The sequence below is a fragment of the Mycobacterium sp. NGS61 genome, assembly GCF_059812325.1.
The window spans coordinates 13856-29553 of the sequence record NZ_JCALCL010000011.1; the positions used below are offsets into that span (position 1 = coordinate 13856).

Here is a 15698-nt window from a genome sequence, read left to right on the forward strand (position 1 = left end):
TCATTCAATCAGGGTGAAGTCATGGCGTTCGATCTACAGCGGTTCGTGGACGCGCAGGCCGGCGTGTACGACAAGGTCGTCGACGAGTTGCGTGCGGGTCGCAAACGCAGTCACTGGATGTGGTTCGTGTTCCCGCAGTTGCGCGGGCTGGGCAGCAGTCCGATGGCCCAGCACTACGGCATCGTCTCGCTGGCAGAGGCCCGCGCCTATCTGGCACACGAATTGCTGGGTCCCCGGCTGCGCGAATGTGTGCGACTGGTCAACCAGGTGCCGGACCGGTCGGCCGTGCAGATCTTCGGCCGGCCCGACGATCTCAAGCTCAAATCGTCGATGACGTTGTTCGCCCGTGCCACTGACGACAACGAAGACTTCCGCTCGCTGCTCGAGAAGTATTACGGCGGCGACGAGGACGAGCAGACGGTGGTCCGGCTGGGTTAGAACGGCCGCAGGATCCGCCAGCCGTGGGCCTCGACCACCAACTGCTGGGTGACGTGGTCCTCGGGTGCCGTGGAGCCCGCGATCACCTGCGCCTGTGCGGCACCCAGGTCCGGCAGCGCGAGCTCGAGTGGTTCGTCGTCGATGTTGAGTGCGACCAGCAGGGCGTCATCGCCGCGGCGGGTCTGGAACACGTAATGCCGGTTGGCCAGCTGCACCGCGGTGGTCGTCGCGGAATGCAGCCAAGGGTGGCGCCTGCGCAGCCCGATCAGATATCGGTGCAACTCCCAGATCTGAACGTCCGGTTCAGCCAATGTCATTGGGGGAGCGGGGAATTCTGGGCGCACGGCGTCATCGCCGCCACGGCGCTCCTCTTTGACGCCGCGCAAGCCCAACTCGTCGCCGGCGTAGATGCTGGGCACCCCGCCGATCATCAACAGGATCGCCAGCGCCTGCGCCAGGTGTTCGGGACGCTCGAGCCGGCTGGCTATCCGGGTCACGTCGTGGTTGCCGACGAACGTCAACGGCGCGAAAGTCTCTTGAAACACGTTGTGCCGCTGCAGCGCATGGTCCAGTTCGAAGAAGTTACCGTCGTTGAGGCTGCTCCAGATCGCTTTCCACAGCTCGTACTGGGTGGCCGAATCGAACCGGGCCGCCTCGACCACCGCCGCATAGTCACCGTGAATGAGCTCGCCGACGAACCACGCGTCCGGGTGGCGGTCCCGCACCCTGGGCAACACACGTGCCCAGAAGTCTTGCGGTACGGCGTAAGCCGCGTCCAACCGCCAGCCGTCGGCACCGCGTTGCAGCCAGTGCGCCAGCACCTTGACCACGTAGTCGGCAACCTCGGGATTGCTGTGGTCGAACGCGACGAGCTCGGAGTGGCCTTCGAACGTGCCGCCGCTCAACCAGCCGGCGGGGCCGACGAAGTCGGCGCCGACGTGGTTGAACACGCCGTCGAGCAGCACCCGCAGACCGCGGCGGTGAGCCTCTGCGACGAGGTGGTCGAAGTCGGCGTCGTCACCGAGCCGGGGGTCGATGCGGTAATGGTCGGTGGTGTCGTAACCGTGTGTGCGCGAAGCGAATACCGGACCCAGCGCGACCCCGGAGGCGCCGAGTTCAATGGCGTGATCGAACCAGTCGACCAGCCGCCGCAGCCGGTGCTCGGCCGGGTCCGGCGGCTGGTCAGCGGGAAACGCTCCGACGAAGCCCAGCGGGTAGACCTGCCACCAGATCACGTGCTCGGTCCAGGAGGGCATGCCTACGACACTACGGTCACCCGACGGCGGCCAGGGTGGCTGCCGTGTCGAGTGCCTGCGCCACGCCGGCCACGATCGCGGCCACCTTCAACGCCTCCAGGATTTCCTCGCGGCCCACCCCGGTCTCGCGCAAGGTGTGCTCATGAGCGACCACGCAGTGCGGACACCCGTTGATCGAGGACACCGCGAACGACCACAGTTCGAAGTTCGCCTTGGCCACCCCGGGATTGCCGATGATGTTCATCCGCAGGCCGGGCCGCAGGTCGTCGTACTGGCCGTCGAGGAATCCGCGCCCCCGGTAGAACACATTGTTCATGCCCATGATCGACGCGGCGCCCAGCGCGGCCTGGTAGGCCTCGGCGGAGAGCTGTTCGCGCGCTTCGGCGCCGATCTCGGCCAGCACCTGGGCGTTTCGCGTTGCCGCCGCGCTGGCCAGCAAAGTACCCCACAGTCGCTCGCCGTCCAGGACGGTGCTGCGCGCGATGGAGCCCAGGTTGAGCTTGAGATCCTTCGCGTACTCCGGCAGGGCGGTTTTGAGGTTTTCGATGCTCATGCCGAGGCCTTGAGCAGTTCGCCGGCGTCCAGCGTCGGGTCGCCCTTGCGCCAGTTGCAGGCACACAGTTCGTCGGACTGCAGCGCGTCAAGCACCCGCAGCACCTCGTCGACGTTGCGGCCGACCGATCCGGCGGTGACCGAAACGAATTGGATCTCGTTGTTGGGGTCCACGATGAACGTCACCCGGTCCGCGACGCCGTCGGCATTGAGCGCGCCGGTGGCTTCGACGAGCTCGCGCTTGATGTCCGAGAGCATCGGGAACGGCAGTTTCTTCAGGTCCTCGTGCTGAGCTCGCCACTGGAAGTGCACGAACTCGCTGTCCACCGAGACGCCGAGTACCTGCGTGTCGCGGTCGGCGAACTCGTCGTTCAACTTGCCGAATGCCGCGATCTCCGTCGGGCACACGAAGGTGAAGTCCTTGGGCCAGAAGAAGACGACCCGCCACTTGCCCGGGTAGTCGTCGCTGGACACGGTGGTGAAGTAGTCGCCGGGCTGCTTGGCGTCGACCTCGGACAGATCGCCGCCGACCAACGCGGTCAGCTGGTAGCTGGGGAATTGGTCGCCGATGGTCAACAGGGACATGCGTGCACTCCTTTTTGGACTCAATCAAGATTATCCGTCTCCCTCATGGTGCCTGGAGTTCTGTGTGAAGTAAAGGTGATATGTCGCACTACATTGATAGGCATGACCGATAAGAGTTTCCAGCCCACCCTGGCCGGGTTACGGGCCTTCACCGCGGTGGCCGGAAAGCAGCATTTCAGCAGTGCGGCAACGCTTCTCGGGGTGAGCCAGTCCACCTTGTCGCAGGCCTTGGCGGCGCTGGAGGCCGGGTTGAACGTCCGCCTGGTGGAGCGTTCCACCCGACGCGTTTTCCTGACCGCAGAGGGCACCACACTGTTGCCGTACGCGCAGGCCGTGGTCGATGCGGCAGACGCGTTCGGCAATGCAGCCGCAGGCGCGTCGGATCTGCTGCGGGGCCGCCTGCGCCTGGGCCTGATCCCCACCGTCGCGCCCTACGTGCTGCCGACCATCTTCGCGGGCCTGCCCCGCGAACTGCCGGACTTGACCCTGCAGGTGGTTGAGGACCAGACCGACCGGTTGCTGACGTTGCTCCGCGATGCCACGCTGGACGCCGCGCTGATCGCACTGCCCGCCGAAGCCGCCGGCCTCATCGAGATCCCGATCTACGACGAGGATTTCGTCCTGGCGCTGCCGCCCGGGCACCGCCTGGCCGGTAAGCGGCGGGTGCCCGCGGCCACCCTCGCCGAGCTGCCGCTGCTGCTGCTGGACGAGGGCCACTGCCTGCGGGACCAGACCCTCGAGGCCTGCCGGCAGGCGGGAGCACAGACCGAGCTCGCCGACACCCGTGCGGCGTCGCTGGCGACGGCGGTGCAGTGTGTGACCGGGGGACTGGGGGTGACGCTGATCCCGCAGACCGCCGCACCGGTCGAAGCCGCCCGCAACCGGCTCGGCCTGGCCTACTTCGCGCCGCCGCGCCCTGGTCGGCGCATCGGCCTGGTGTTTCGTGCCGCCCGCGGCGGCGAACAGTCCTACCGGCGGCTGGCCGCAGTCATCGGCGCATTGGTCGACAGCGAACACCAGGTACGGCTGGTGGACCCGCGCTTGTAGGTTCGTCCGTTATGGAGAAGGTCATCGTTGTCCTGATGCGCGCCGAAGCCGACGACCAGTGGTGCGCGCGGCAGCGCGGGCCGGTCGCCGACCAACTGTTGCGGCTCGGTGTGCCGGGGTTGTCGATCAATGTGCGCGACAGCGCAGTGCGCGACTCGCTGATGACGCTCACCACGCTGGATCCGCCGGTCGCCGTGGTGGTGAGCCTCTGGACCCAGCAGTGCTACGGCGAGCAGGTGACCGCGGCCCTGCGGGTGCTGGGCGGCGAATGCGACCGGCTGGCGGCCTACCTGGTCACCGAGTCGGTTCCGCTGCCCGGCCCCGTTCACCAACCCGGCGCTCGGACAACAGGTTTGGCCAACATCGCACTGCTGCGCCGGCCCGCCGAACTGGAGGTGGCCACGTGGCTGGACCGCTGGCAACTCGACCACACCCCGGTCGCCATCGAGACCCAGTCGACCTTCGGCTACACCCAGAACTGGGTGGTGCGCGCAATCACCCCGGACGCGCCGGACATCGCCGCCATCGTCGAGGAGTTGTTCCCGGCCGAGGCCGTCTCCGACCTCAAGGCGTTCTTCGGTGCTGCCGACGACGCGGATCTGCAGCATCGGTTAGGCCGAATGGTCGCCAGCACAGCCGCATTCGGCGCCAACCAGAACATCGACACCGTGCCCACCAGCCGCTACGTGATGAAGTCGCCATTCCGGAAGGACGAGCACGCATGACGACACTCGAGGAGGCGGTGGCGCTGGCCACGGTCGAACGCGGGCTGGCAGTGATCTCAACCGGCCGCGCCGACGGCACCGTGCAGGCCTCGCTGGTCAACGTGGGCCTGTTGCCACATCCCACCGGCGGCGAGCCGGTGCTGGGCTTCACCACCTACGGCAAGGTCAAACTGGCCAACCTGCGGGTCCGTCCGCAGCTGGCCGTCACCTTCCGCGACGGCTGGCGGTGGGCCACGGTCGAAGGCCGCGCTGAACTGGCCGGCCCCGACGACCCGCAGCCGTGGCTGACCGAGCAGCTGCTGGCGTCGTTGTTGCGCGACGTGTTCGCCGCGGCGGGCGGTACCCACGACAACTGGGCAGAATACGACGCGACCATGGCACGGGAGCGGCGCGCGGTGGTGCTGATCGGACCGACCCGCGTCTACGGCAACGGTTAGGGTGGCGCCGTGCTGCTCATCGATGATCAGAACCGCGTCCGCACTCTCACGCTGAACCGGCCCGAAGCACTCAACGCGTTCAACGAAGCGCTTTACGACGCCACCGCCCAGGCGCTGATCGACGCCGCCGAGGATCCCGAGGTGGCAGTGGTCCTGCTGACCGGCGCGGGTCGCGGCTTCAGCGCCGGCACCGACCTGGCCGAGATGCAGGCGCGCATCACCGATCCGGAGTTCCAGGAGGGCACCTACGGTTTCCGCGGCCTGATCGAGGCGCTCACCGCGTTTCCCAAACCGCTGATCTGCGCGGTGAACGGCGTCGGGTTGGGCATCGGCACCACCATCCTGGGCTATGCCGACCTGGCCTTCATGGCGTCCACAGCCCGGCTCAAGTGCCCGTTCACCAGCCTGGGCGTGGCGCCCGAGGCGGCCTCGTCCTACCTGCTGCCGCAACTCGTCGGCCGGCAGAACGCGGCCTGGTTGTTGATGTCGTCGGAGTGGGTCGATGCCGCGGAGGCGTTGCGGATGGGGCTGGTCTGGCGGGTCTGCGCGCCCGACGACCTGCTGGCCGAGGCCCGGCGGCACGCTGAGGTGCTTGCCGCCCGGCCGATCTCCAGCCTGATGGCGGTCAAGCACACCATGGTCGAACCGCTACGCGCCGAGATCGCTGCGGCGACGGCGCGGGAGAACGCGCATTTCGCGGAGTTGATGGGGCAGCAGGCGAACGCCGCGGCGCTGGCCGATTTCAGCGACCGGAAGCGGAGCTAACCGACGGCCGCGGCCGGATCGAGCGTGGTGGCCGCGGCCAGGATCGCCCGGAGGGTCCGCCGGCAGCGGCCACAATCCCCGCCCGCCCCACATGCTGCGGCGATTTCCTTCGACGTCGACGCACCCCGCGCGACGACGTCACAAATGGTCTGATTGGTGGCTCCGACGCACAGGCAGACGTACATCAGCAAACCCGCAAGGTTGCCGCAGACAGCGCCGGAGAATTGAGCCGCATAATTAGCACAGTCTAACCTAAGGTGGTTAGTGAAGTCTAACCTAACTTAGGTTAAGCTCGCCGATTTTCGGCTTGGCCGCCACGCCGCGGGAGCGACGAAGGGTGTCCTGACTTGCGGATATTGCACTAGATTCGAGGTCGGCACGCAAAGCTGCTGCTGACCCCGTATGGCGCGCTCCAGCCCAGCCGCCTGCGGCCGACATGACCGACTTCACCCCTGAGGAGTGAGCATGCAAGGCGATCCCGACGTTCTGCGGCTGCTCAACGAACAGTTGACCAGCGAACTCACCGCCATCAACCAGTACTTCCTGCATTCCAAGATGCAGGACAACTGGGGCTTCACCGAGCTGGCTAAGCACACCCGCGCGGAATCGTTCGACGAAATGCGGCACGCCGAGGCGATCACCGACCGCATTCTGCTGCTGGACGGCCTGCCGAACTATCAGCGCATTTTCTCGTTGCGGATCGGCCAGACGCTGCGCGAGCAGTTCGAAGCCGACCTCGCCATCGAGTACGAGGTGTTGAACCGGCTCAAACCGGGCATCATCATGTGCCGCGAGAAGCAGGACAGCACCAGTGCGGCCCTGCTGGAAGGAATCGTGGCTGACGAGGAATCGCACGTCGATTACCTGGAGACTCAGCTGGAGCTGATGGACAAGCTCGGCGAGGAGCTGTACTCCGCCCAGTGCGTCTCCCGTCCGCCCAGCTGACGCCGGCTCGACACGCCGCGGGGTGATCGGCGGTCACAGACCGGGACCGGAAGGTGGTCATGACAACCCCGCGCGCAGCGGTCACGGACCCGTCGACCGATTTCGCCCCCAGCGGCCCGCTGCTCACCGCGCGGCGGCGCAACTTCATCTTCCTGGCGGTTCTGCTCGGCATGCTGCTTGCCGCCCTGGATCAGACCATCGTCGCGACGGCGCTGCCGACCATCGTCGCCGACCTCGGGGACGCCGGCCGGCAGTCGTGGGTGGTCACCAGTTACCTGCTCGCCTCGACCATCGTCACCGCGCTGGTCGGCAAGCTCGGTGACCTGTTCGGCCGCAAGCGGGTCTTCGTCGTCGCGGTGCTGTTCTTCGTGGCCGGGTCGGTGCTGTGCGGACTGGCGCACTCGATGACCATGCTGGTCGGCGCACGGGCGCTGCAGGGCATCGGGGGCGGCGCTATCACCGTCACCGCCAGCGCCCTGATCGGGGAAGTGGTCCCACTGCGCGACCGGGGCCGGTACCAGGGCATCCTGGGGGCCGTTTTCGGGGTGACCACAGTCGTCGGCCCGCTGCTGGGCGGCTACTTCACCGACTATCTGAGCTGGCGCTGGGCGTTCTGGATCAACCTGCCGGTGTCGGTGGTGGTGATCTGCGTGGCGGCTGCGGCCATCCCGGCGCTGGCCGCCGCGACGCGGCCCGTCGTCGACTACGCCGGGATCGTGTTCATCGGTGTGGGCGCGGCCGCGCTGACCCTGGCCACCAGCTGGGGCGGCACCGTCTACCCGTGGAGATCGGCGCCGGTGATCGGGCTGTTCGTCGGCGCGGTGCTGGCTCTGGGTGTTTTCGCGTGGGTGGAAAGCCGCGCACCCCAACCGATTCTGCCGTTGCGGCTGTTCGCCAGCCCCGTCTTCAGCGTCTGCTGCGCGCTGTCCTTCGTCGTCGGGTTCGCGATGCTGGGTGCGATGACGTTCCTGCCGACGTTCATGCAGTACGTCAACGGCGTCTCGGCGACCACGTCGGGGCTGCGCACCCTGCCGATGGTGGTCGGCATGCTGATCACCTCCACCGGCAGCGGAACGCTGGTGGGCCGCACCGGTCGGTACAAGATCTTCCCGGTCGTCGGCACCGCGCTGATGACGATCGCGTTCCTGCTGATGTCGACGATGGACGGTGCCACCCCGGCGGTGCTGCAGTCGGTGTACCTGCTGATCCTGGGCGCCGGCATCGGCCTGTCCATGCAGGTGCTGGTGCTGGTGGTGCAGAACACCTCGAACTTCGAGGACCTCGGCGTGGCCACCTCGGGGGTGAGCTTCTTCCGCACCATCGGAAGCTCGTTCGGGGCAGCCATCTTCGGCTCGCTGTTCGTCAACTTCCTCAACGCCCGACTGGGGCCGGCCACCGCGGCCGGCGGGATCTCGCCGGACGAGGTCAGTTCACCGGCGGCCCTGCATCGCCAGTCTGCTGCGGTGATGGCGCCGATCGTGCATGCCTACGCGGAGTCGCTGTCTCAGGTGTTCCTCTGCGCGGCGCCGGTGGCCGCGGCGGGTTTCGTGCTGGCGCTGTTCCTGCGCGAAGTCCCGTTGCGTGACATCCACACCAGCGCGGCCGATCTCGGCGACGGCTTCGCCATGCCCACCTCCGAGACACCCGAACAGCTGTTGGAGAACGCAGTGGCCCGCGTGCTGCGCGGCGAATCGGGCATGCGGCTGCGCAGTATCGCGATGCGGCCCGACTGCCGCCTCGACGTCGCCGGGTTGTGGGCGGTGTTGCGCATCAACCGTTATCAACAGTTCTTCGGCGCGGCCCGGCTCACCGACATGGGCGAGACGCTGAACATTCCGTTCGAAGTCCTCGAACCCACCTTCGCGCGGCTGGCCGCCGGCGGTTACGTGGTGCGCGACGGCGACCGGCTCAGCCTGACTCCGGCCGGCGTACAGCAGGTCGATTACGTCTACTCACTGCTGCTGGCCTGGATCGTCGACAAACTGTCCCGATCGGCCGGATTCGCCGGCCGCCCCGACCGCCGCGAGGTGGAAGCCGCGTTGAGTCGCATCGCCTATCGCGTTATCGCACAGCGTGATTGGCATGCCGACGCACCCACGGTGGCGATGCCGCGGGCCGCAACGTGAGCAGCCGGTCCGCCCGGCGTACCATCTCGCCATGAGCCGAATCGGAACTTTCGCTGACGACGACGTGGCCGGCTGGATTCAGAAATCCCCGGAACTCGGCGGCGCAATGGCCAACTTCAGCCACGCGGTCTACACCGCCAACAGGCTGCCGCTGCGCACCCGCGAAATCGCGCGCGCGGTGATCGCCGCCAACAACGAGTGCACGGTGTGCGCCAACACCCGCGACGCCGACGGCCCCGCAGCGGGTGTGGACGAAGCGCTCTACGACCATGCCGCCGAGTGGCGCACCTGGCCCGGCTACAGCGCGCAGGAGCGGTTGGCGGCCGAGTTCGCGCACCGCTTCTCCACCGATCACACCGCGCTGCGCGACGACGAAGATTTCTGGAACCGGGCCGAGGACCACTTCAGTGCGGAGTTGCTGGCCGATCTGGCCATCTCGTGCGCGCTGTGGGTAGGCATGGGACGGGTGCTGCGGACCCTGGACATCGGTCAGGCGTGCCGGCTGACCCTGCCCAGCAGGGCCTGATCACGTCTCCGCCACCTTCCGAGGCCACCCCGCTGGCCGCCGCGGCGATCGCCCAACTCGAGGCAGAGGGCGTGGACACGGTCATCGGCACGGTGGTCAACCCCGCCGGGCTCACCCATGCCAAGACCGTTCCGATCAGGCGTACCAACACATTCGCCGATCCGGGCCTGGGCGCCGGGCCGTCCTGGCACGCCTTCGCCATCGACCAGACCGGCATTGCGTTCACCGACGCCGTCGGCGTGGTCGGGGACCAGCGACTGCGCATCGACCTGTCCGCTCTGCGCATCCTCGGCGACGGTTTGGCGTGGGCCCCGGCCGGCTTCTTCGAACAGGACGGCACCCCCGTAGCGCAGTGCGCGCGCGGCACGCTGCAACGCATCGAGGCCGCACTCAGCGCAGCCGGCGTCGAGGCGACGGTGGGTCATGAACTCGAGTTCCTGCTGGTCGACAGCGACGGCGGTCGGCTGCCGGCCACGCTGTGGGCCCAGTACGGCCTGGCCGGGGTCCTCGAGCACGAGGCTTTCGTGCGCGACGTCACCGCTGCGGCCAACCTGGCCGGCGTCGTCATCGAGCAATTCCACCCGGAATACGGCGCCAACCAGTTCGAGATCTCATTGGCGCCGCAGTCGCCGGTGACCGCCGCCGACCAACTGGTGTTGTTGCGCATCGTCGTCAGCCGTGCCGCGCGCCGGCACGGGCTGCGGGTCAGCCTTTCGCCGGTACCGTTCGCGGGCAGTGTGGGATCGGGCGCCCACCAACACTTCTCGTTGCGCACCTCGGAAGGTCCGCTGTTCTCCGACGGCACCGGCGGCATGACGGCGCCCGGGCAGGCCGCGGTGGCCGGGGTGTTGCGTGGGCTGCCGCAGGCGCAGGGCATTCTGTGCGGATCGATCGTGTCCGGGCAGCGCCTGCGCCCCGGCAACTGGGCCGGTGCCTATGTCTGTTGGGGCATCGAGAACCGGGAAGCTGCAGTGCGATTCATCCAATCCAGCCCCGCCGACCCCGATGGCGGCAACGTGGAAGTGAAGATCGTCGACCCGTCGGCCAACCCGTATCTGGCCTGCGCCGCGATCCTCGGGCTCGCGCTCGACGGCCTGGACACCGGTGCGCCGTTGTCGCCGGAAACCACGGTGGACCCGGCGGCGTTGTCCGAAGCCGACCGGACGGCGGCCGGCATCCTGCTGCTGCCGGACACGCAGCCCGAAGCGATTACCGCCCTTAATGATTCGGCCCTGCTGCGGCGAATTCTGGGCGATCCGGTGATCGATGCGGTGGTCGCGGTCCGCCGAATGGAGCACCACCGATACGGCGGCCTGGACCCGGCGACGCTGGCCGACAGGTTCCGGATGGCGTGGAGCCTGTGACCACACCGTCGGATTCCGCACTGGCGCACCACATCAGCGAGGTCGCACTGATCGATCAGCATGTGCACGGCTGCTGGCTGACCACCGGGGACCGGCGGCGGTTCGAGAACGCCCTCAACGAAGCCAACACCGAACCGTTGGCCGACTTCGACTCCGGCTTCGACACCCAGCTGGGCTTCGCCGTGCGTAACCATTGCGCCCCCATCCTCGGCCTGCCCAGACACGTTGACGCCGAGCAATACTGGCGCAGCCGCAGCCAACTCCGCGAAGACGAACTGGCCCGGCTGTTCCTGCCCGCGGCGGGCGTGCGCAGCTGGCTGGTGGACACCGGTTTCGGCGGCAGCGACGTGACGGACGTCTCCCAACTGAGCCAATGGTCGGGGCGGCGCGCCTACGAGGTGGTGCGCCTGGAGCAGGTCGCCGAACAGGCAGCGCAGGCCGCCGGCGACTATGCGGCGGCGTTCGAGGAGATCCTGCACCAGCGTGTTGCCGGCGCGGTGGGCACCAAGTCCATCCTGGCCTACCGGGGCGGATTCGACCGCGACCTGAGCGATCCACCGGCCGCGCTGGTAGCCGAGGCGGCTCGGCGCTGGCGCGACGTCGGCGGCACCCGGGTGAGCGATCCGGTGCTGCTGCGTTTCGGCCTGCACCAGGCGCTGCGGCTGGGCAAGCCGCTGCAGTTGCACGTCGGGCTCGGTGACCGAGACTGCGACCTGCACAAGTCCAATCCGCTGTACCTGTTGGACTTCCTGCGGGATTCGGGGACGACGACGCCGATCGTGTTGCTGCACTGCTATCCCTACGAACGCGAAGCCGGCTACCTGGCCCAGGCGTTCAACAACGTCTACGTCGACGGCGGCTTGAGCATCAACCAGCTGGGCGCCCGGGCGCCCGCGTTCATCGCCCGACTGCTGGAGCTGGCGCCGTTCCGCAAGATCCTGTACTCATCGGACGGGTTCGGTCCCGCCGAACTGCATTTCCTCGGTGCTGCGTTGTGGCGCAACGGCATTCACCGAGTGCTGGATGAATTCGTGCAGGCCGGGGACTGGGGCGAGGCGGAGGCCATCCGGGTGGTCGACCTGATCAGTCACCTCAACGCCGCGCGCATCTACCGGCTCGCCAGCGGCTTTTCGGCGGGCTAGACCAGGGCGCTGGCGTCGAAAATCCAGGATGTGTCGCCACCGGCGAGCTTCTCGAAGTGATTGGGCGGCGCGAACGCGACCAGACTGTTCATGTCCCAATAGTCTTTCCACACAGTGATTTTGCCGTCCTGCACCTTGTGCACGGTGGCGAATCTCAGGGTGCCCTGCTCACCGCTCTGGAACGTCCAGGTCTCGGAGTGCTCGTAGATCACATCGGAACCGTTGGACACCAGCACGCCGTCGTGGTTCTCGTACGCCGCCAGGTCCGCCAGCCCGATCTTGAGCCGAGTCACGATGTCGGCCGGACCGCGGGCCGACACCGCGGGTACCGGCATGTCGACATAGAGACAGTCCTCGGCCAGGAAGGTCTTGACCGCATCCCAGTCCCGCCGCGAAAGCGCCTGCCACATCCCGGTCACGACATCGGCCGGGGAGTTCGGTGCAACATCTGTCATGCAGGTCAATTAACTCGGGCTGCCGCGGAGTGTCAACCTCGCTGCACGGCCCGCGCCGTAGGATCGATCCGCCGCATCGCTACCACCCACCCCGGGGGCCCATCTGCCGTGCAGACCGAATCCGTATCCCAGGCACCTACCCACGGCGCCCGCCTACGCCCAGCCGCCGTCGTCGGCGCGCTCGGTGTGGTTTTCGGTGACATCGGCACCAGCCCGATCTACACCATTCAAACCGTCTTCAACCCCGGCGATCCGCACCCGGTGCCGATCAGCACCGACAATGTGTACGGCGTGGTCTCGCTGATCTTCTGGTCGGTGATGACCGTCGTGACGTTCACCTACGTCAGCCTGGTGATGCGGGCCGACAACCACGGCGAGGGCGGCATCATGGCGCTCATCACCCTGGTCGGGAAGCGGCACCAGGGCAGCAGCGGGGCGAGAAGGCGCACGGTCGTCGCGCTGGGCGCGCTGGGGATCTTCGGGGCCGCGTTGTTCTTCGGCGACAGCATGATCACCCCGGCGATCTCGGTGCTGTCGGCCGTCGAGGGTGTCAAGGTGATCCAGCCGCACTTCGGCACCTGGGTCGTGCCGATCACCGCGGTGATCATCGTGGTGCTGTTCGCGGTGCAACGGCACGGCACGGCAGCCGTCGGGCGGCTGTTCGGTCCGGTGATGATCGCGTGGTTCACCACGATCGGCGGCTTCGGCGTGGTCGCCATCGCCGATCACCCGGAGATCCTCAAGGCGCTCTCGCCGTTCTACGCAGCGAAGTTCATGGTCGGGCACTTCCACTTCGCGTTCTTTTCGCTCGCCGCAGTGGTGCTGTCCATCACCGGCGCGGAGGCGCTGTACGCCGACATGGGTCACTTCGGACGGCGGGCGATCGCCTCGGGGTGGCTGCTGCTGGTGCTGCCCGGCTGCGTGCTCAGCTATTTCGGTCAGGGGGCGCTGATCCTGGCGGACACCGGTGCCGTCAGTGCGCCGTTCTTCCTGCTCACCCCCGGCTGGGCGCGGCTGCCGCTGGTGCTGCTGGCCACCGCCGCGACGGTGATCGCGTCGCAGGCCGTGATCACGGGCGCGTTCTCGGTAGCGTCCCAGGCCGCGCAGCTCGGCTATTTGCCGCGACTGCGGATCGCGCACACCTCGGAGTCGACCATCGGTCAGATCTACGTGCCGTGGATCAACGGTCTGTTGCTGGTATCGGTGCTCACCCTGGTGTTCGCTTTCCGCAGTTCGGCGGCGCTCGCGTTCGCCTTCGGCATGGCCGTCACCGGCACGATCACCATCACCACCACCCTGTTCCTCTATTACGCGCGCACCACGTGGCGCACCCCGCTGTGGCTGGTGCTGACCGGCGGCGGCGTGCTGCTCCTGGTCGACCTGATGTTCCTGGCGGCCAACCTGACCAAACTGGTGCACGGCGCCTGGCTGCCGCTGCTGATCGCGCTGGTCGCCTTCACGGTGATGACCACCTGGCAGCGCGGACGCGACATCGTCACGCGCGCAAGGCAGGAAGCGGAGGGACCGCTGCAGGAATTCATCGATGAGCTGGCCGAGCGCCAACCGCCGTGCGCGCGCGTTCCCGGCACGGCCATCTTCCTCGATCGCGGCAAAGAGACCGCGCCGCTGGCGATGCGGGCCAATGTCGAACACAACCGGGTGCTGCACGAGCACGTGGTGATCATGGCGATTCAGACGCTGCCGGTACCGCGGATTCCCGACGCCGAGCGGACCGAAGTCGACCACCTGGTGCATACCGGTGACGGCATCGTCCACCTGACCGCCAACTTCGGCTACATGGAGACGCCGAATGTCCCTGCCGTGCTGCGTCTGCTGGACCCCGAGCAGACCGAGGGTGCGATCGACATCGAGGCCGCCTCGTACTTCTTGTCCAAACTCGAACTGGTCAAAGGTTCGGCACCGACGATGGCGTCGTGGCGCAAACGACTGTTCATCGCGACCTCCTACACCACCGCCGATGCCGCGCAATACTTCGGTCTGCCCCTGAACCGCACCGTGGTCATGGGTGCGCGCATCGAGGTCTGACCGGCAGCGTCGACCAGCCGTGCAGCACCCGGGTATCACGCCGGACCCCCGCGCCCGCGGCCGTCGCATCGGGGAAGCGTTCGAAGAATGTGCGCAACCCGACCTCGCCTTCGGCCCGTGCCAGCGCGGCGCCCAGACAGAAGTGCCGTCCGGTGGAAAACGCGAGATGCTTTCCCGCATTGGGGCGTTGGACGTCGAAGGCGTGCGGATCGGCGAACACTGACGGGTCGCGGTTTGCGGCGGCGAGGTAGACCACCACCACCTCGCCCCGCTCGATGCGCCGGCCGGCCAGTTCGACGTCGGTGCGGGCCACTCGCGCGGTGAGCTGCACCGGAGAGTCCAGCCGCAAAATCTCCTCGACGGCGTTCGGCCACAACTGGGGCTGCTGCTGCAGCGTGCGCAATTGGTCCGGATGGTCCAGCAGCAAGCGGATCCCGTTGCCCAGCAGGTTCACCGTGGTCTCGAAACCGGCGACCAGGACCAGTCCGGCGACCGCCTGCAGTTCGGTCTCGTCAAGGTGGCGCTCGGCGTCGCCACTTTCGGTGATGCGGATCAGTTGGCTCATCAGGTCGTCGCCCGGGGCACTGCGCAGCTGCCGTAGATGCTGGACCAGCCACGCTTGGAATCCGGCCAACCCTCGCTGAATCCGCCGGTACTGCTGCCAGGTCACGCCGACATCCAGACTGGGGGCGACCAACTCGCCGAATTCGAGGATCCGGCGCCGGTCGTACTCCGGCACCCCCAGGATGTCGCTGATCACGGTGATCGGAAGCTGCGAGCAATACCGTGCGACGACGTCGACCTCGGGCTGGTCGCCGAGCTGGTCCAGCAGGCTCGTCGCAGCCTGCTCGACCCGGTCCAGCAGACCGGTAACGGCGCGCGCGGTGAACACCGCCGAGACGGTCTTGCGGTACCGGGTGTGATCCGGCGGCTCGACGGCCAGCAGCGACGGGGGACGGATCGGGTGCAGCAGATTGTCGCGGGTTCGCCGTTCCAGCCGACCCAACGGCCCCGGCAGGCTGTCCCCGAAGGAGACGACGTGGAAGTCGTCCGACCGCAGAATGTCGTGCGCCAGCCGGTGGTCCACGGTCAGGTGGTTCGCGCGGTTGCGCACCAGTGGGCCGTGTTGGCGGATCTCGTCGTAGTAGGGCACCGGGTCGGCGGCCACCGCTGGGTCGGCGATCAATCGCGCTCCGAGATCACCCCGCCGGACGGCGAAGCTCGCGAGTCCGCGGACGACGCCGTGCATGGCCAACCAGTGCAGTCTGTCTTTCACCATCGCCCGCGAG

The 15698-nt window shown here is 67.6% G+C and carries 17 protein-coding genes; 11 read left to right on the forward strand and 6 right to left on the reverse strand.

The annotated features are described in order from the left end of the window. Positions 1 to 21: 21 nt before the first annotated feature. A complete protein-coding gene (locus tag AC5Y3Z_RS20240) occupies positions 22 to 438 on the forward strand; it encodes a DUF1810 domain-containing protein (protein WP_463824208.1) in 417 nt (138 codons plus the stop codon). Here AC5Y3Z_RS20240 and AC5Y3Z_RS20245 read toward each other — a convergent pair. Genes AC5Y3Z_RS20245 through AC5Y3Z_RS20255 form a run of 3 tightly spaced genes read right to left on the reverse strand, consistent with a single transcriptional unit; the run spans position 435 to position 2831 of the window. Then, complete coding sequence (locus tag AC5Y3Z_RS20245) at positions 435 to 1694, reverse strand: alpha-amylase family glycosyl hydrolase (protein WP_463824209.1); 1260 nt, start codon at positions 1692 to 1694, stop codon at positions 435 to 437. The genes AC5Y3Z_RS20240 and AC5Y3Z_RS20245 overlap by 4 nt on opposite strands. A 16-nt stretch (positions 1695 to 1710) precedes the next feature. Continuing rightward, complete coding sequence (locus AC5Y3Z_RS20250; protein ID WP_463824210.1) at positions 1711 to 2247, reverse strand: alkyl hydroperoxide reductase; 537 nt, start codon at positions 2245 to 2247, stop codon at positions 1711 to 1713. Next, entirely contained in the window at positions 2244 to 2831 is a 588-nt protein-coding gene (locus AC5Y3Z_RS20255) for a peroxiredoxin (protein WP_463824211.1), read from the reverse strand. The genes AC5Y3Z_RS20250 and AC5Y3Z_RS20255 overlap by 4 nt, the downstream gene beginning before the upstream one ends. A 102-nt stretch (positions 2832 to 2933) precedes the next feature. Between AC5Y3Z_RS20255 and AC5Y3Z_RS20260 the strand changes: the two genes are divergently transcribed. Genes AC5Y3Z_RS20260 through AC5Y3Z_RS20275 form a run of 4 tightly spaced genes read left to right on the forward strand, consistent with a single transcriptional unit; the run spans position 2934 to position 5805 of the window. Then, a complete protein-coding gene (locus AC5Y3Z_RS20260; RefSeq protein WP_463824212.1) occupies positions 2934 to 3878 on the forward strand; it encodes a hydrogen peroxide-inducible genes activator in 945 nt (314 codons plus the stop codon). Positions 3879 to 3889: 11 nt separating this feature from the next. Continuing rightward, positions 3890 to 4603, forward strand: coding sequence for an EthD domain-containing protein (locus tag AC5Y3Z_RS20265; RefSeq protein WP_463824213.1), 714 nt, complete (start codon positions 3890 to 3892; stop codon positions 4601 to 4603). Further along, the gene (locus tag AC5Y3Z_RS20270) at positions 4600 to 5040 is read left to right on the forward strand and encodes a TIGR03618 family F420-dependent PPOX class oxidoreductase (protein ID WP_463824214.1); all 441 of its coding nucleotides are present in this window, start codon (positions 4600 to 4602) and stop codon (positions 5038 to 5040) included. The genes AC5Y3Z_RS20265 and AC5Y3Z_RS20270 overlap by 4 nt, the downstream gene beginning before the upstream one ends. 9 nt (positions 5041 to 5049) lie before the next feature. Next, positions 5050 to 5805 carry an enoyl-CoA hydratase/isomerase family protein gene (locus tag AC5Y3Z_RS20275; RefSeq protein ID WP_463824215.1) on the forward strand — a complete coding sequence of 252 codons (756 nt, stop codon included), beginning with the start codon at positions 5050 to 5052 and terminating at the stop codon, positions 5803 to 5805. On the opposite strand, the gene AC5Y3Z_RS20280 is transcribed toward AC5Y3Z_RS20275, so the two are convergent. Then, a complete protein-coding gene (locus AC5Y3Z_RS20280; RefSeq protein ID WP_463824897.1) occupies positions 5802 to 5990 on the reverse strand; it encodes a (2Fe-2S)-binding protein in 189 nt (62 codons plus the stop codon). The genes AC5Y3Z_RS20275 and AC5Y3Z_RS20280 overlap by 4 nt on opposite strands. Before the next feature lie 280 nt (positions 5991 to 6270). On the opposite strand from AC5Y3Z_RS20280, the gene bfr reads away from it, so the two are divergent. From bfr to AC5Y3Z_RS20305, 5 genes are read left to right on the forward strand one after another with little or no spacing between them, the layout of a single operon-like run. After that, a complete protein-coding gene (bfr, locus tag AC5Y3Z_RS20285) occupies positions 6271 to 6750 on the forward strand; it encodes a bacterioferritin (protein ID WP_463824216.1) in 480 nt (159 codons plus the stop codon). A 59-nt stretch (positions 6751 to 6809) separates the two neighbouring features. After that, positions 6810 to 8876 carry an MDR family MFS transporter gene (locus AC5Y3Z_RS20290; RefSeq protein ID WP_463824217.1) on the forward strand — a complete coding sequence of 689 codons (2067 nt, stop codon included), beginning with the start codon at positions 6810 to 6812 and terminating at the stop codon, positions 8874 to 8876. Between the two features lie 31 nt (positions 8877 to 8907). Continuing rightward, positions 8908 to 9402, forward strand: a complete 495-nt coding sequence (locus AC5Y3Z_RS20295; protein ID WP_463824218.1) for a carboxymuconolactone decarboxylase family protein — start codon at positions 8908 to 8910, stop codon at positions 9400 to 9402. After that, on the forward strand, positions 9402 to 10766 hold the full coding sequence (locus tag AC5Y3Z_RS20300; RefSeq protein WP_463824898.1) for a type I glutamate--ammonia ligase: 1365 nt from the start codon (positions 9402 to 9404) through the stop codon (positions 10764 to 10766). The genes AC5Y3Z_RS20295 and AC5Y3Z_RS20300 overlap by 1 nt, the downstream gene beginning before the upstream one ends. Further along, a complete protein-coding gene (locus AC5Y3Z_RS20305; protein WP_463824219.1) occupies positions 10763 to 11908 on the forward strand; it encodes an amidohydrolase family protein in 1146 nt (381 codons plus the stop codon). Before AC5Y3Z_RS20300 ends, AC5Y3Z_RS20305 begins: the two co-directional genes overlap by 4 nt. On the opposite strand, the gene AC5Y3Z_RS20310 is transcribed toward AC5Y3Z_RS20305, so the two are convergent. Further along, a complete protein-coding gene (locus AC5Y3Z_RS20310; RefSeq protein ID WP_463824220.1) occupies positions 11905 to 12363 on the reverse strand; it encodes a limonene-1,2-epoxide hydrolase family protein in 459 nt (152 codons plus the stop codon). The two genes, AC5Y3Z_RS20305 and AC5Y3Z_RS20310, sit on opposite strands and share 4 nt — an antisense overlap. Before the next feature lie 108 nt (positions 12364 to 12471). Between AC5Y3Z_RS20310 and AC5Y3Z_RS20315 the strand changes: the two genes are divergently transcribed. Next, positions 12472 to 14409: a potassium transporter Kup gene (locus AC5Y3Z_RS20315; protein ID WP_463824221.1), complete on the forward strand. Its 1938-nt coding sequence runs from the start codon at positions 12472 to 12474 to the stop codon at positions 14407 to 14409. On the opposite strand, the gene AC5Y3Z_RS20320 is transcribed toward AC5Y3Z_RS20315, so the two are convergent. Then, positions 14384 to 15685, reverse strand: a complete 1302-nt coding sequence (locus tag AC5Y3Z_RS20320) for a cytochrome P450 (RefSeq protein WP_463824899.1) — start codon at positions 15683 to 15685, stop codon at positions 14384 to 14386. The genes AC5Y3Z_RS20315 and AC5Y3Z_RS20320 overlap by 26 nt on opposite strands. Between the last annotated feature and the right edge of the window lie 13 nt (positions 15686 to 15698).